The following is a 14386-nucleotide window of genomic DNA, read 5'->3' on the forward strand; positions in this document are numbered from 1 at the left end:
CATGGCACAGCACCAGCACCTGCACAATACCGCCCTGGTCATCGGCGGTGGCATCTCGGGCCTGCTTGCAGCCCGTGAACTAGCCCGGGCCGGGAAAAAAGTGACCCTGGTGGAGCGCGAAAGTCACCTAGGTGGGGCCGTTGGTGCCCACCAGCTCGCCGGTCTGGTGCTCGATTCCGGTGCTGAATCTTTTGCAACCCGCACCACCGCGGTGCGGGATCTACTTACCGACCTGGGACTTGCCGACCGCATCGTTAATCCCGAACCGCTGGGCTCCTGGCTCTACCTGCCCACCGGGCCCTACCCCTCGCCGTCCACCGGCGTGCTGGGTATACCCGGTAGCCTCGAAGACCCGAATCTCAAGAAAATTCTGGGCCGAGCAGGCTACCGGCGGGCCAAGCTTGATGCCATACTCCCGCGCTCAGCCGGATCTACCGCTAAGACCCTGGGTGAGCTGGTCCGGGTGCGCCTGGGGCAGCAGGTGCTCGACCAGCTGGTAGCCCCGGTGGTCTCCGGCGTGCACTCGGTTCACCCCGACCAGCTCGAAATTGCCACTATCGCCCCGGGCCTGCTGACCGGCCTGCGAGAGCTAGGCTCTCTTACCGCTGCTAGTGCCCGCCTTAGAGCTGCTTCACCAGCAGGCTCCCAAGTTGCTGGAATCGAAGGGGGCATGAACCAGCTCTCCGAAGCCCTGGTCGATGATCTGCTGCGCCAGCGCGTGCGTATTGTGAGCGGCTTCGACACTATCGCCGTGGACCGCGACCCCGTGACCGGTAGCTGGACGGCTATCCAGCGTCAGCCCGAATATGGCGAAAAGTCAGCCATGATCCGCGGTGAGTTACTGGTCGTTGCCACCGACGCCCAGACCTCTATCCGGCTGCTCGGCCCCCACCTGCCGGCCTCCGCCCTGCCCGCTGTTGCCCCCGGCCCCGAAGTTGCCCTGGTCTCCCTGGTTCTTGACCAGCCCGACCTGGATGCCGCCCCGCGCGGCACCGGGCTACTGGTCAGCGAGGCCGCTACAGGTGTCCGCGCCAAAGCTCTCACCCACGCCACCGCCAAGTGGGCCTGGGTAGCGGAGCGGGCAGGGCAGGGGCGGCACGTGGTGCGGCTGTCCTACGGGCGCGGCAAGGAGCACGACACCTCGCCCCTCTCAGAGTTAGCCCTGCACGATGACCAGCTGGTCACCCTTGGCCTCCACGACGCCGCCCACCTCCTGGGTGTTCCCATCACCAAGAGCCACCTGGTGGCCGCGGACGTCGTGCGCTGGCGCAGCGCCCTGCCCTCCACCACCCCGGGGCACAAGGACCGCGTCACTGCCTTCCGCACCGCCCTCGCCGACCTGCCAGGCGCCACCGCCGTTGGAGCCTGGATTGCCGGAACCGGTCTGGCCGCTGTCACCGCAGACACCCAGAGCCATATCCGCCACTTTGTGCAGACCACTAGCACCAACCGGTAAGCAGCACTGAAGGTCAGCAGCCACACACCACCGACTTCCCACATCGAAAGGTAAAACCATGTCACACCACGGTAACCCTGCAGAACACACCCACACCTCCAGCTCCCAGGGCAGCACCGGCCACGGGGCAAGCTACGGAGCAGGCCACAGCGCCTACTCCCACGGCTCAGCAGGCCGCGGCCACGGCGGCCGTCCGCCCATGCCCACCGCCAAGGACGCCGCCGGTAAGATTCAAGGCCAGCGCCCCGGCGAAGTAGCCGAAGGTGACAGCCAGTTCCACTACGCCCTCTACACCGTCTTCGCCCGCGAAGGTGCCGCTGATCCTGCTGCAACCAGCCCCGAAGCTACCGCTGAGATCGAGGCCCTGGTGGCCGAGCTTGAGGGCAAGGGCATTATCACCCGCGGCTTCTACGATGTGTCCGCTATGCGCAACGATGCGGACGTCATGGTCTGGGTGCACGGCGCTGTGCCAGAAGACCTACAGGCGGCTATCCGTAGCTTCCGCCGCACCAAAGCCTTTTCAGGCACCAAGATCGTCTGGTCCACCATGGGCGTGCACCGCGACGCAGAATTCTCAGCCGGTCACACCCCCACCTTCGCTAAGGGCATCGCGCCCGAAAAGTGGGTCTGCGTCTACCCCTTCGTGCGCTCCTTCGACTGGTACACCATCAACCCCGAAAAGCGTCGTGAGATTATGAAGAACCACGGCATGAAGGGTATCGACTTCCCCGAGGTTCTGCCCAACACCATCGCCACCTTCGGCCTGAATGACTACGAGTGGCTCATCGCCCTTGAAGCCCCTGAACTGGTGCTTATCGTTGACCTCATGCGCTCCTTCCGCAACACCGAAGCCCGCCACTTCGTGCGCGAAGAGATCCCCTTCTACACCGGCCGCCGCATCGAAGCTGCCGAGATTGCCCAGGTGATTGCCTAATGACCGCCCAGCTTCCTGTCGATATCATCCCCAACCAGACGGATCCGGCCAACACCGCCTCTAACGGCCCGGCTGTGCTCGATGAGGGAACCATCGCTGATTACACCCCCGAGTCCACCCTCAGCCGCCCCCGCGCGTCCGCCCCCCAGGACTACGACCTGGTGATTCTCTCCTCCTTTGGTGGCCCCGAAGGGCAGGACGACGTCATCCCCTTCCTGCGCAACGTCACCGCCGGTCGCGGCATCCCCGACGAGCGCCTGGAAGAAGTTGCCACCCACTACCGGGCCAACGGCGGCGTCTCACCCATCAACGACCAGAACCGGGCCCTACTTGCAGCCCTGCGTGATGCCCTGGCTGAGAAGGGCCCGGCCATCGATATCACCTGGGCCAACCGCAACTGGGAGCCCTACGTCAACGATGTAGTCCAGCAGGCCTACGACGAGGGCAAACGCAAGATTCTGGTGCTGGCCACCAGCGCCTACCCCGGCTACTCCTCCTGCCGCCAGTACCGCGAAGACTACGGCATCGCCCTTGAAAAGCTGGGACTCGAAGGCAAACTGCAGATTGATAAGGTCCGCCAGTTCTGGGATACCCCCGGCTTCATTACCCCCTTTGTCGAGGGGCTGGTGGAAGGAATCAAGGACGTCCGCGCCCAGCTGGCTGCCGCTGAAAAGACCGCTGCGGGTAACGGCGCAATCCGCATCATGTTCTGCACCCACTCTGTGCCCACCAGCGCCGCGAACGAAGCTGGCCCCCGCGGTGTCGACTACGAAGGCGGCTCAGCCTACGTCGAAAAGCACCTAGAGGCTGCCCGCGCCGTTTTGGCCGGTGTACAGGCCATCGACCCTGCCCTGCTCGATCAGGTTGACTGGGAGCTGGTCTACCAGTCCCGCTCCGGCCCGCCCTCCATGCCCTGGCTCGAACCCGACGTCAATGACGCCCTCGAAGCCCTCGAAGGGCAGGTCGACGGCATCGTGTTGGTCCCCCTCGGCTTCGTTTCAGACCACATGGAAGTCAAGTGGGACCTCGATACCGAAGCCCTCGACACCTGCAAGCGCCTAGGCTTTGCAGCCGTACGAACCCCCACCCCCGGCACCCACCCCGCCTACGTTGAGGGCCTGCGCCAGCTCATCGCCGAACGAGTCGCCTCTACCGCCCCCGCCCAGAACGCCGACGGCGTACAGGCAGCCCGCGTCTCCGTCTGCGGCGGAAACGGCTGGTTCGACGCCTGCAACCCCGACTGCTGCAAGTCCCAGCGCCCCGGCTCCGATAAGCCGGTGATTGCTGATTACCAGGGGTAACACCTAGGGCGGGTCAAAGCGATGGTTAGGGCTGGTGGCGCGGGGGCTGCTGCCACGCTCGCAACCATTCTCGCCCCGCCTCTGGAGCTTGCTCGCAAGCTCGCATTGTAGCTCCAGACGCTGGGGCGATTCATTGCCAGGCCCAATCCACGCTCGCTTTCGGCAGCAGCCCCCGCGCCTTACGGCGCGAACCTTGGTTGCCCCAGCCAGTTGGCTTCATGAATGCCTCGCCGCCCGGTTGTCGCATGGGTCAGGAAAGCGGGCGGAGGGGAACACGCAGCAAGCTCGCGTGGATCGGGGCTGACGGTGAATCGCGACGAGCCCCCAGGCGAGGAGCGAGAGCGGTTGCGAGCGCTGCGTGTTTCCCCGGAGTACGCGACCCACGCCCCTCTGCAACACGGCGGCTTAAACATTTCAGATAAAGATTGCACGAAAGGACGCTCATTGGCAGCTCGAACATTTACCGTAGGTACGCGTGGGTCGGCTCTTGCGACCACCCAGACTGGCTGGGCTGTTCAGCGTATGCGGGAGGCGACCAGTATTGAGCTAGAGACCGTCACCGTCAAAACTGAGGGCGACGTGCTCACCGGCCCCCTGTCTCAACTGGGTGGTACCGGTGTTTTTGCTGCGACCCTGCGCTCCCGTCTGCTCGATGGGGGAGTGGATGTGGCCGTCCATTCCCTGAAAGATCTGCCCAGTGCGCCCTGCCCGGGGCTGACCGTCGCTGCCACCCCGGAGCGGGAGGACCCCCGCGACGCCCTGTGTGCCCGGGACGGTCTGACCCTCGATACCTTGCCTGTTGGTGCCCGGGTGGGTACGGGGTCGCCGCGTCGGGCCGCCCAGCTGCTGGCTATTCGTCCTGACCTCACCATTGTTGATATCCGCGGTAATGTGGGTACCCGCCTGGCCCGTGTGGCTGGCAATGAGCACTACGGGGTGGGTGCCCACGGCCTGCACGGCGAGAAGAAGCTTGGCGCTATCACCGGTGACTGCGATGCGGTAGTGCTGGCTGCTGCCGGTCTGCACCGTCTGGGCCTTGCTGAGACCATCACTGAGTACCTGGGGGTTGACAGGGTTGTGCCCGCTCCCGGTCAGGGGGCCCTCGCTATCGAAATTCGTACTGAGGACGCCGGTGAGCAAACAGAGCTGGGGCAGGCTGTAGCTGCTGTCAACCACATCGAGACCCAGCTGGCTGTGACCGCTGAGCGCGCCCTGCTCCGCCGTCTTGAAGCGGGCTGTGCTGCCCCCATTGGGGCTTACGCCCTGGTGGATGCTGGCCAGCTCGTCCTTAACATCGCTGTGGCTAACCCCAACGGCACCGAGCTGCTGCGGCATACCGTGCAGACAGAGACCCTGTCGGTAGAAGCCGCCGCCTTCCTCGGCACCCAGGCTGCCGATGACCTGCTGGGTATGGGCGCTGCAGCCCTCGCCGGTCTTGAAGGCGGTGCCTAGAGCTATGACTACCTATCTCATTACCCGCACCCCGGCTAAGGCTGCCGCGCTGACCAGCGCTCTTCTGGAACAGGACGCCGAAGCGAAGTTGCTTTACGCCCCCATTCTTGACCCCGTGGGCACCGAACCAGAAGACTGGGAAGAAGTCGCCTTCGCCCTGATTCGCGGAGAATTTTCCTGGGTCACTTTCACCTCGGTTAACGGGGTACTGGGCCTAGATGCCCTGGCCCAGGGGCTGGGCCAAAGCCTGGTCGAGCTGTTAGGCGCTGCCCAGATTGCAGCCGTCGGTCGGGCTACCGAGGCGGCCCTGGTTGAGCGGGGCCTGTTGGTCGACTTCGTGCCCGAAACCCAGTCAGCAGCCGGAATGGTCGACGAGTGGCTCATCGACGAAGAATGGGATAACCCCATGGACGAAACCGTCCTGGCCGTCCAGGGGGCCACAGCTTCACCGACCCTCGAAGAAGGGCTCACCGACTACGGCTACACCGTAGCCACCCTACCGGTCTACGACATGCTGCCCTACCCAGCAGAGAACCCTCTTACCGGGCAGACCCCCGCTGACCTTGACGCTCCGTCAGGTTCCGCGCTCACCCTGAGCGAGGCCGTCACCGCGCTCGCTACCACCGACGTCCTGATTGCAACCTCGCCCCTGCTGTTGCAGACCCTAGCGGACGCCGCCGGCAGCCCCCTGCCCCCCACCGTTGCCATCGGAGCCAGCACCGAAGCCGCCGCCCGCAACCTACCCGAGCAGCAGCGTCCTGCCACCATCACCGTGGCGGCAAGCCCCGCCGCCGCAGACCTGGCAGCAGCCGCCCTCGCCCTCTAAGCTAAAAAGACACCTACCTGTCAAGGAAGACCATGTTTGAACCCTCAGCCCTCCCGGTGCGTCCCCGCCGCCTGCGCACCACCGGCCCCATGCGGGCCCTGACCGCCGAAACCGCCCTAACCCCGGCTAACCTAGTGCAGGTGCTCTTCGTGCGCGACGGAATTGAGGAGCCCGTTGCCATCGAATCCATGCCCGGCCAGTATCAGCACACCCTGGAGACCGTCATTGGTGAGGTGCAGAAGGCCGTCGACGCCGGCGTGCGCTGCATCGACCTCTTCGGTGTGCCCCGCGATGAAGATAAGGACGCGGCCGGTTCCGCTGCCTGGGCTGAGGACGGCATCCTCAACCGGGCTATCCGCGCTGTGCGCCAGCACTTCGGCGACTCAGCGGTCGTCATGGCAGATACCTGCCTCGACGAATTCACCGACCACGGCCACTGCGGCCCCCTGGTCGAAGACGCCTTCGGTAACACCGTCGTTGATAATGACGCCGCCGTGGAGTCCTACTGCAAGATGGCGGTTTCCCAGGCGCGCGCCGGTGCCCACACCGTCAGCCCCTCCGGCATGATGGACGGCCAAATCGCCGCCATGCGCACCGCCCTCGATGATGCCGGCTTCACCGACGTTTCTATCCTGGCCTACTCCGCCAAATACGCCTCGGCCTTCTTCGGCCCCTTCCGCGATGCGGTGGGCTCCACCTTCACCGGCGACCGCAAAACCTACCAGCAGGACCCCGCCAACCGCCGGGAATCCCTCTACGAAGTCCAGCTCGATATCGAGCAGGGTGCCGATATGGTCATGGTCAAGCCCGCCACCGCCTACCTGGACATCGTGCGCGAAGTCGCCGACTTCTCACCCGTCCCCGTTGCTGCCTACCATGTCTCCGGCGAATACGCCATGATTGAAGCTGCTGCCGCCGCCGGCTGGATCGACCGCAAGGCTGTAGCCCTCGAAGCCCTCATGGGCATCCGCCGAGCAGGTGCCTCCATCATCCTGACCTACTACGCCACCGAAGCCGCCACCTGGCTCAACGAAAGGTAAACCCCTTGACCGTCTCAGAAGACCTCTTTGCCCGCTCCACCCGCGTCATTCCCGGCGGTGTCAACTCACCCGTGCGCGCCTTCAACTCCGTTGGCGGCACCCCCGCCTTCATGGTGGAAGCCTCCGGCCCCTACCTGACCGACGCGGACGGCCACAACTACGTCGACCTGGTCTGCTCCTGGGGCCCGGCCCTGCTCGGCCACAAGCACACCGGCGTCATCGAAGCCGTGCACGCAGCGGTTGAACACGGCCTCTCCTTCGGCGCCTCAACCGCCGCCGAAACCGAACTGGCTGAACTCGTAGTTGACCGCATCAACGCCGTAGCCCCCGGAACCATCGACCAGATCCGCATGGTCTCCACCGGCACCGAAGCAACCATGACCGCCATCCGCCTGGCCCGCGGCTACACCGGCCGAGACAAGATCATCAAGTTCGCCGGTTGCTACCACGGCCACGTCGACGCCCTGCTCTCAGAAGCCGGCTCCGGCGTCGCCACCCTGGCCCTGCCCGGCTCAGCAGGCGTCACCGCCGCTACTGCCGCCGAAACTATCGTCCTTCCCTACAACGACGAGGACGCCGTCCGCGCAGCTTTTGCCGCCAACCCCGGCGAAATTGCCGCCATCATCACCGAAGCAGCCCCCTGCAACATGGGCGTTGTGACCCCTGCTGAGGGCTTCAACGCCTTCCTGCGCGAGATCACCCGCGAACAGGGTGCCCTCATGATTTTTGACGAGGTGCTGACCGGCTTCCGCGTCTCGTCCGCAGGCTACTGGGGCTACTCCGCCCCCTCAGAAGGTAACTGGGCCCCCGATATCTTCACCTTCGGCAAGGTCATCGGCGGCGGTATGCCCATGGCAGCCCTGGGCGGTAAGCGCGAAATCATGGAATACCTGGCTCCGCTGGGCCCCGTCTACCAGGCAGGTACCCTCTCCGGTAACCCCATCGCCATGGCCGCCGGTCTGGCCACCCTCAAGGCCGCTGACGCCACCGTCTACGAAACCATTGACGCCCGCTCAGCCCAGCTACAGGCCGCCCTGGTCGAAGCCTTCAACGTTGCCGGGGTCAACCACTCCATCCAGACCGCAGGCAACCTCTTCTCCGTTGCCTTTGGTACCGCTGACAAGGGTGTGCACAACTACGAAGACATCAAGGCATCAGAAACCTACCGCTACAATGCCTTCTTCCACTCCATGCTGAACTCCGGCATCTACCTGCCCCCCAGCGCCTTCGAAGCCTGGTTCCTGTCAGCAGCCCACGATGACGCCGCCATGGACCGCATCATCGCAGCCCTGCCCGACGCCGCCCGAGCAGCGGCAGAGGCGACAGCCTAGAGAGGACCAAATTAAATCAGTTCGGAACGTTAGATAGTGAGGTGAAGAAGGCTCGCGCTGGATGGAGCCCAGCAGATTCCGAGCGCGCGAGGAAAATAATCTGCGGGCGGAATAGGCGTAAGCCTGACCCTCACGCCCCGCCTAACGGCGGATTTCGTTCGCTCTTGTGTGCTCGCGCGCTCGCACTCGCTCACTTCATCCGAGCCAGCAGCTTCGCTGCGAGCCTTCTTCACCTACTTCTGCGTGTAAGTTTCCTTATCTCATGTGCCCCTGCGGCAGGGACGCCAGGTTCTGGGTGTCGCGGTCGTAGAGCCAGTTCTTGTCCATGAGCAGGCGGGACAGGGCCAGACCCATTCCTAGAGCAGCGAAGATGAGCAGGACCTGCACGAAGCTGGCTAGGGCCTCATTGACATCGCCGTTAGAGAAGTGGGCCATGGACATGTAAAACATGACACCGGGAACCATGGTGACGGTAGCCGGTACGGCCAGGGAGATGCGGGAAACCCGGCGGGCGTGGAGGGGAGCGACGATTTCTGAGAGTACCCCGGCGGTAAATACGGCCAGGGCGATGGCGAGGTGGGGCGCCCACCCGGCCTCTACCAGCCAGATACGACCCGGGTTTACGATTGCGGCGATTGCCCCTGCCCAGGTGCAGGAGAGGGGAGTCGCTGAGAAAAGCATGGCGAAGCCGAAGGCGGCGGTGAAGGAAGCCAGCATCTGGAGAATCAGGAGCAGCCAGAACCCCAGGTGCGGGGCTGGGGCCTGCTCTAGGGGCAGGCTAAAGACCAGGGAGATAAGCCAGACCGAAAAGGACGCACTGCCCAGGAGCAGGGCAACGTAGGTGAGGCGGGAGATGCCGGAGGAGAAGTCCATGCGGGCTATTTCTAGCATGCCGGTGACCAGGGGGAAGCCCGGTACCAGGTAGAGAATTGAGGATATAAAGCCCACCAGGTGGTTATCCGCGATGAGACCGGGGGCGATGAGCGCCGACATGACTCCCACATAGATACCGGCTGAGAGCAGGCCGCAGAGCATCCAGACCGCCATATGGTTGAGACCCCGGTGGGCTAGTGTGGAGCGTAGGAGCTGGCCGGCGAAGGCTGCGACGAGAACGACTGAGCATTCAATGACCCCGCCACGATTGAGGAAGGCGAAGGCTGCACAGGCTAGGGCGGCAGCGAGAGCTAGGAGCCAGGGGGCGTAGAGGGGCTTTTCTTTCTCAATGCGGGTGAGTGTTGCGTCGGCTAGAGCTGGGTCGATGCGTTCGGGCAGGGACGAGACGAAGTCGCTGAGTAAATCGATTTTGTAGGCGGAGATTCCCTTGACGCGGGTTTCTGCGATTTCGGTGCGGAAGTTGCCGCCGGAGTAGGCGGTGGTGGAGAGTTCGGTGAAGTGTACCTGGGCATGGTGTTCTTCAAGTCCTACGGCTTTGGCCAGGCGGGACATGGAGGTTTTGACGCGGTAGGCGCTGGCTCCAGATTTCATGAGGAGTAGGCCTAGTTTGAGGACGACCGCTGATTGGGCTACCAGTTCTTTGTGCTGGTTGCGGGTGGAGCCGAGGTAGATGCTGTTGGTGGGCGCGGGCTCGTTCACGGTCGTCCTTGCGGTTGTGGTGTATCTGCTTCTTTAAATCTAGTAGAGGGAGGGCAGAAAAGGACGCCGGTGGGCAGGTGATGGTGCTCAAGGCACCTACCTGCCTACCGGCGTCCTGACGGAGCGTTCACGCTACCTGAACCTTAGTCGGTGCGCACCGGCCAGGCACCGCTGACGTCCGCCTGCTTGCCAATACGGTTGAAGTAGTCCTGCAGCTCGGCTGCCTGCTCGGCTGCCCAGGTAATCTGCTGCTCGTGCAGGGCTGTAGCAGGTTGTTCTATCTCTTCGTATTCAAAGCTCATAGCTGTCAGTAGGCGCTCAGCTGCCAGGGCGTCGTCCTTGGAGGTGTGGGCGTTTTCTAGCTCCACGCTGTATTCGCTGGCCAGCACTTCCAGGGTGCGCTTGCCCTTCTTGAACTTGTGTACGTGCTTATTGATGACCAGGGGGTCAAGCACGGGGTAGCAAGTCAGCGGCGGGTACCCGTAGCGGGCCAGCTCAAAATGCAGCACCGAGAAATCGTAGGCAGCGTTAAAGGCGATGACGGGAACACCGTCGGCAAAGAGGCCGCCCAGAGCCATAGCCACCTCGTAGGCCACCTGCTGGGCAGGCTTGCCGTGCTCGCGGGCGTACTCGGTGGTGATGCCGTGAATAGCGGACGCCTGCTCAGGAATCTCAACCCCGGGGTCAGCCAGCCATTCCCCGGCGCGCAACACCTCGCCGTCCGGAGAAACCAAGACCAAAGAAGCCGTGACGATGCGGGCAGTCTTAGGGTCGATACCTGTTGTCTCAAGATCGAAAGTGGCGCGGGGAAGCTCGGTCCATGAAGTCATACCTTCGATAGTAGCGACAGAAGTAGCGCCACAAAAATATTTGGGGCAGGTGGCGCCCAGGCTCTTAAAATGTCAGCCACCTATGATGAACTTGGAATACAGTGAGAACCTCGGCCACGACAAAAGATGGGGAGTGCACGGTGACACACGAGCAGTTAGAGACTCAGGGCGCTACCTTGCTTCTGGGCGCGCCCGGCAGCGGTAAAACCCAGGCCCTGCTAGAGGCAGCTACCGAATTCATTGAGCAGGGCAAAAACCCTGCCCGTCTGCTGGTGCTCACTCCCTCACGCGTTAGCGCAACCAGGTTCCGAGAAGCGCTTTCAGCCCGCATCACCGCAACAGTCTCAACCGCCCCGGTGCGAGCCTGGCAGGCTTACGCCTTTGACCTGCTGCGACGGGCCCATATCGAGGGGTATCTACCCCACCTGGACTTCACCCCCAAGCTCCTCTCAGGCCCTGAGCAGGACGTCCTGATTAAAGAACTCCTCGACGGCCACCGCAGCGGTGAAGGCTCTAGCATTATCTGGCCCGATGACCTCCGTGAAGCCCTTGAAACCCGCGGTTTCCGCCACGAGGTGCGAGACTTCTTCGACCGCATGGCCGAATACGACCTCACAGCCTCAGCAGTTGCAGACCTAGCGCAGCGCTTCGACCGCCCCGAGTGGCGGGCCCTGGCTAAGCTCTACACCGAATACCGCCAGGTGCGCGCCCTCCGCGCCCCGCATGCCTTCGACCCCGCAGCCCTTATCCACGAGGCCACCAAGACCCTGCTAGCCCACCCCGATGTGCTGAGTGCAGAACGCGCCCGCTTTGACATGGTGCTCATTGACGACATGCAAGAACTCACTCCCTCTATCTACCGGCTACTGGCTGTTCTGACCGGCAGGTCAGCAGAGTATTTGCGTACCACAGCTAGCAACTCACTGGCCTCTGTCACCGAAGCCGAATCACCAGACCTGGACGGCCTTCTTGCCTCAGGCCCGGTAGTGGTCATGACCTGCTGCACCGATACGGTCGTGCAGGGCTTCCGAGGAGCCAGCCCCCAGCTGGCAGCCAACCTCCCCGACATCTTCCCCTCTCTCGTTACAGAAGAGCTCACCACGAGCTGGCGCATGGCACCTGTTATCGCCGAGCGCTGGGCAGAACTGGCCTCCCGCCTACCGCTTGTGCCCCGGGCAGCCCACCGGCGCGTCCTTACCCCCGCTCCGCAGGAGCCCAGCGAAGAAGCCCTCCTGCCGGTCGGGGACGACGGCGCCCTGCTAAACCCCGCAAAAGCAGCAGAACCAGACCCCGAGGTGCTGGGGCTGGTTGTAGAAACCCCCCAGCAGGAAAACCAGCTGCTAGCCCAAATGATTCTTGAAGACCACCTCTATCGTGGCAGGGCCTACCAGCGTAGCGCTATTATCGTGCGAAACGGCTCAGACGTCACCCGGCTCAAACGAGCCCTCATTAACCTGGGTGTTCCCGTACAAACAGCAGCTTCTATCACCCCCGTGCGCGATGAACCTGCCGCCCGCCCCTTCCTTGATGCCCTGGGGCTAATCCTGCACACCCGGCGCCTACGGGCTACAGAGCGGGCCACGAGCCCTCACGACGCAGAGACAGAGCTATCAGCTACCCAGCAAGCAAACACCTGGGGCCTGGGCGCTGATACCGCGGTTTCCCTGCTGACCTCCCGTCTGGGTGGGGCCTCGACCATGGACGTGCGTCGTTTACGCCAGCGTCTCCGCGCAGAAGAACTGCGCGCCGGGGGCACCCGCGACAGCGATGCCCTCCTAGTTGAAGCCCTAGTCAACCCCCAACTACTGCCCACCGGCGAAAGCAGCGCTGCTGCCCGCCGCCTGGGCCGGGTACTCACCGCAGGCGATAAAGCCCTCGACCAGCCCGGCGCTACCGCCGAAACCGTGCTCTGGGCACTCTGGGAGGCCTCAGAACTCGCCCCCCTCTGGAAAGCCCAGTCCCTCTCAGGCGGTGCAGGAGCCGACCGAGCCGGGCGAGACATCGACGCCATGATAGGCCTGTTTGAGGCAGCCGAACGCTACACCGACCAGATGCCGGGAGCCACCGCCGAACAGTTCTTGGCCTACATCGATGCCCAAGACCTACCCATGGATACCCTGGCAGAGCGCACCAACCACCGCGACGCCGTAGAAATCATGACCCCCGCTCTCGCCGCAGGGCGCGAATGGGACACCGTCTACATCGCGGGTCTGCAAGATGGCACCTGGCCGAACACTACCGTCCGCGGCTCCCTACTGGGAACCCTCGACCTTGTGGACGCAGCTACCGGGCGCCTGGATACAAACGGGCGCAATAACGGTGGGGGAGTAGCTCCCGGCTATTCGCTCCTTGAACGCCTACGCTCCAACCGTTTCGACGAGTTCCGTATGTTCGCCACAGCAACCTCACGAGCCCGCTCCCGGGTAGTCTGCACCGCTGTATCTTCTGCCGATCAGGCCCCCAGCGAGCTGATCGATATCTTTGCCCCGGCCCCCGGTGGCGAGCGTCCCCTCACCGAGGTCCGCCGCCCCATGACCCTGCGCTCGCTGGTTGCCGAACTGCGCCAGTGGTCAGAAGCCCAGCATATTTCACCGGCGAAAGCCGATGCCGCTGCCCGCCTGCTGGGCCGACTCGCTGACCCTGAGCAGACCTCCGGGCTGAACCTACCCGGTGCCCACCCCCGTTCCTGGTGGGGGCTGCTACCCCTGTCCTCACTGGCTCCGGCCTTTGAAGGGGACGGGCCGATTCCGGTATCGCCGTCTCAGATTGAAAAGATTCACCGCTCGCCCCTGGACTGGTTTGTAGCTGCCTCCCGTGCTGAAGCTGCTACCGACGCCTCGCGATCGCTGGGCACTCTCATCCACGCCATTTGCGAAGATATGCCCGATGGGAACGGAACCGACCTGCGCGACGAGCTCCACCGCCGCCTACCCCAGCTAGGGCTTCCTGACACCTGGGAGAGCCAGAAGATGGTGGAGCGGGCCGAGGGCATGCTCCAGAAGTTTGCTGACTACGTGCGAGACCTCAAGGGTAAAGGACGCTCCCTGGTGGGTGTCGAGGGTTCCTTTAGTGTGCTGGTGCCCGGCCCCGCCAAGGACGCCCTGCTGTCGGGGCGTGTAGACCGCATCGAGGTAGACCAGGTAGGGCGCTTCATTATCATCGATCTAAAGACCGGTAAGAGTAAACCCAGTAAGGCAGATCTTGAACAGCACCCGCAGCTCGCTGCCTACCAGGTTGCTCTTGAAGCCGGTGCAGGGGCGCTGATGCAGCAGGCTCTACAGCACGATGCCCTAGCCCAGAAAGAGGGTGAGCAGCCAGCGAAGCCGCAACCGAACCAGGTGCCGGTACTCGACGGGCTCCACGAGCTTTCTGGCGGTGCCCTGCTTCTACAAATTGGTGGGACCACGAAGAGCTACTCCGAGCAGGAGCAGGCCCCGCTGACCGCTGAAAGTACCTGGGCTGTTGAACTTATCAACCGGGCTGCCGAACTGATTGCAGGGGAGCACCTGCAGGCTCGGCATACCGCAGGTGGCCCCTTCGGTATTGGCTGTGCCCTCCCCGATATTTGCCCCATCTGCTCACGGGGCCGCGCTATTACCGTCCGCCCCGCCCAGTAAAGGCAG

At 63.7% G+C, this 14386-nt stretch carries 10 protein-coding genes; 8 read left to right on the top strand and 2 right to left on the bottom strand.

Annotated features, from left to right (window positions below; translation table 11 throughout):
* Window position 1 precedes the first annotated feature (1 nt).
* From hemG to hemL, 7 genes are all read left to right on the top strand, one after another.
* On the top strand, window positions 2-1456 hold the full coding sequence (hemG, locus tag ACEE43_RS00980; protein WP_449108098.1) for a protoporphyrinogen oxidase: 1455 nt from the start codon (window positions 2-4) through the stop codon (window positions 1454-1456).
* Between the two features lie 58 nt (window positions 1457-1514).
* Window positions 1515-2390 carry a hydrogen peroxide-dependent heme synthase gene (gene hemQ / locus ACEE43_RS00985; RefSeq protein ID WP_449108097.1) on the top strand — a complete coding sequence of 292 codons (876 nt, stop codon included), beginning with the start codon at window positions 1515-1517 and terminating at the stop codon, window positions 2388-2390.
* Window positions 2390-3691, top strand: coding sequence for a ferrochelatase (locus ACEE43_RS00990; RefSeq protein WP_449108096.1), 1302 nt, complete (start codon window positions 2390-2392; stop codon window positions 3689-3691). The genes hemQ and ACEE43_RS00990 overlap by 1 nt, the downstream gene beginning before the upstream one ends.
* A 444-nt stretch (window positions 3692-4135) precedes the next feature.
* Window positions 4136-5143, top strand: coding sequence for a hydroxymethylbilane synthase (gene hemC / locus ACEE43_RS00995; protein ID WP_449108095.1), 1008 nt, complete (start codon window positions 4136-4138; stop codon window positions 5141-5143).
* Between the two features lie 4 nt (window positions 5144-5147).
* The gene (locus ACEE43_RS01000; protein WP_449108094.1) at window positions 5148-5969 is read left to right on the top strand and encodes a uroporphyrinogen-III synthase; all 822 of its coding nucleotides are present in this window, start codon (window positions 5148-5150) and stop codon (window positions 5967-5969) included.
* 32 nt (window positions 5970-6001) lie between these two features.
* The gene (hemB, locus tag ACEE43_RS01005) at window positions 6002-7009 is read left to right on the top strand and encodes a porphobilinogen synthase (RefSeq protein ID WP_449108093.1); all 1008 of its coding nucleotides are present in this window, start codon (window positions 6002-6004) and stop codon (window positions 7007-7009) included.
* A gap of 5 nt (window positions 7010-7014) precedes the next feature.
* On the top strand, window positions 7015-8340 hold the full coding sequence (hemL, locus tag ACEE43_RS01010; protein WP_449108092.1) for a glutamate-1-semialdehyde 2,1-aminomutase: 1326 nt from the start codon (window positions 7015-7017) through the stop codon (window positions 8338-8340).
* Window positions 8341-8595: 255 nt separating this feature from the next.
* On the opposite strand, the gene ACEE43_RS01015 is transcribed toward hemL, so the two are convergent.
* Together ACEE43_RS01015 and ACEE43_RS01020 are read right to left on the bottom strand one after the other, a co-directional pair.
* Window positions 8596-9933 (bottom strand): threonine/serine ThrE exporter family protein, encoded by a 1338-nt coding sequence (locus ACEE43_RS01015; protein ID WP_449108091.1) that lies wholly within the window; start codon window positions 9931-9933, stop codon window positions 8596-8598.
* A 143-nt stretch (window positions 9934-10076) separates the two neighbouring features.
* Window positions 10077-10763 carry a 3'-5' exonuclease gene (locus ACEE43_RS01020; RefSeq protein ID WP_185174396.1) on the bottom strand — a complete coding sequence of 229 codons (687 nt, stop codon included), beginning with the start codon at window positions 10761-10763 and terminating at the stop codon, window positions 10077-10079.
* 140 nt (window positions 10764-10903) lie between these two features.
* Between ACEE43_RS01020 and ACEE43_RS01025 the strand changes: the two genes are divergently transcribed.
* The gene (locus ACEE43_RS01025; RefSeq protein ID WP_449108090.1) at window positions 10904-14380 is read left to right on the top strand and encodes a PD-(D/E)XK nuclease family protein; all 3477 of its coding nucleotides are present in this window, start codon (window positions 10904-10906) and stop codon (window positions 14378-14380) included.
* The last annotated feature ends 6 nt before the right edge of the window (window positions 14381-14386 follow it).

It is taken from the genome of Rothia sp. 11254D007BW (genome assembly GCF_053548195.1).

Coding starts and splice junctions, on each gene's coding strand:
- ACEE43_RS00990 (WP_449108096.1), top strand. CDS start 2,390: ATGACCGCCCAGCTTCCTGTCGATATCATCCCCAACCAGACGGATCCG.
- ACEE43_RS01000 (WP_449108094.1), top strand. CDS start 5,148: ATGACTACCTATCTCATTACCCGCACCCCGGCTAAGGCTGCCGCGCTG.
- hemB (WP_449108093.1), top strand. CDS start 6,002: ATGTTTGAACCCTCAGCCCTCCCGGTGCGTCCCCGCCGCCTGCGCACC.
- ACEE43_RS01020 (WP_185174396.1), bottom strand. CDS start 10,763: ATGACTTCATGGACCGAGCTTCCCCGCGCCACTTTCGATCTTGAGACA.
- hemQ (WP_449108097.1), top strand. CDS start 1,515: ATGTCACACCACGGTAACCCTGCAGAACACACCCACACCTCCAGCTCC.
- hemG (WP_449108098.1), top strand. CDS start 2: ATGGCACAGCACCAGCACCTGCACAATACCGCCCTGGTCATCGGCGGT.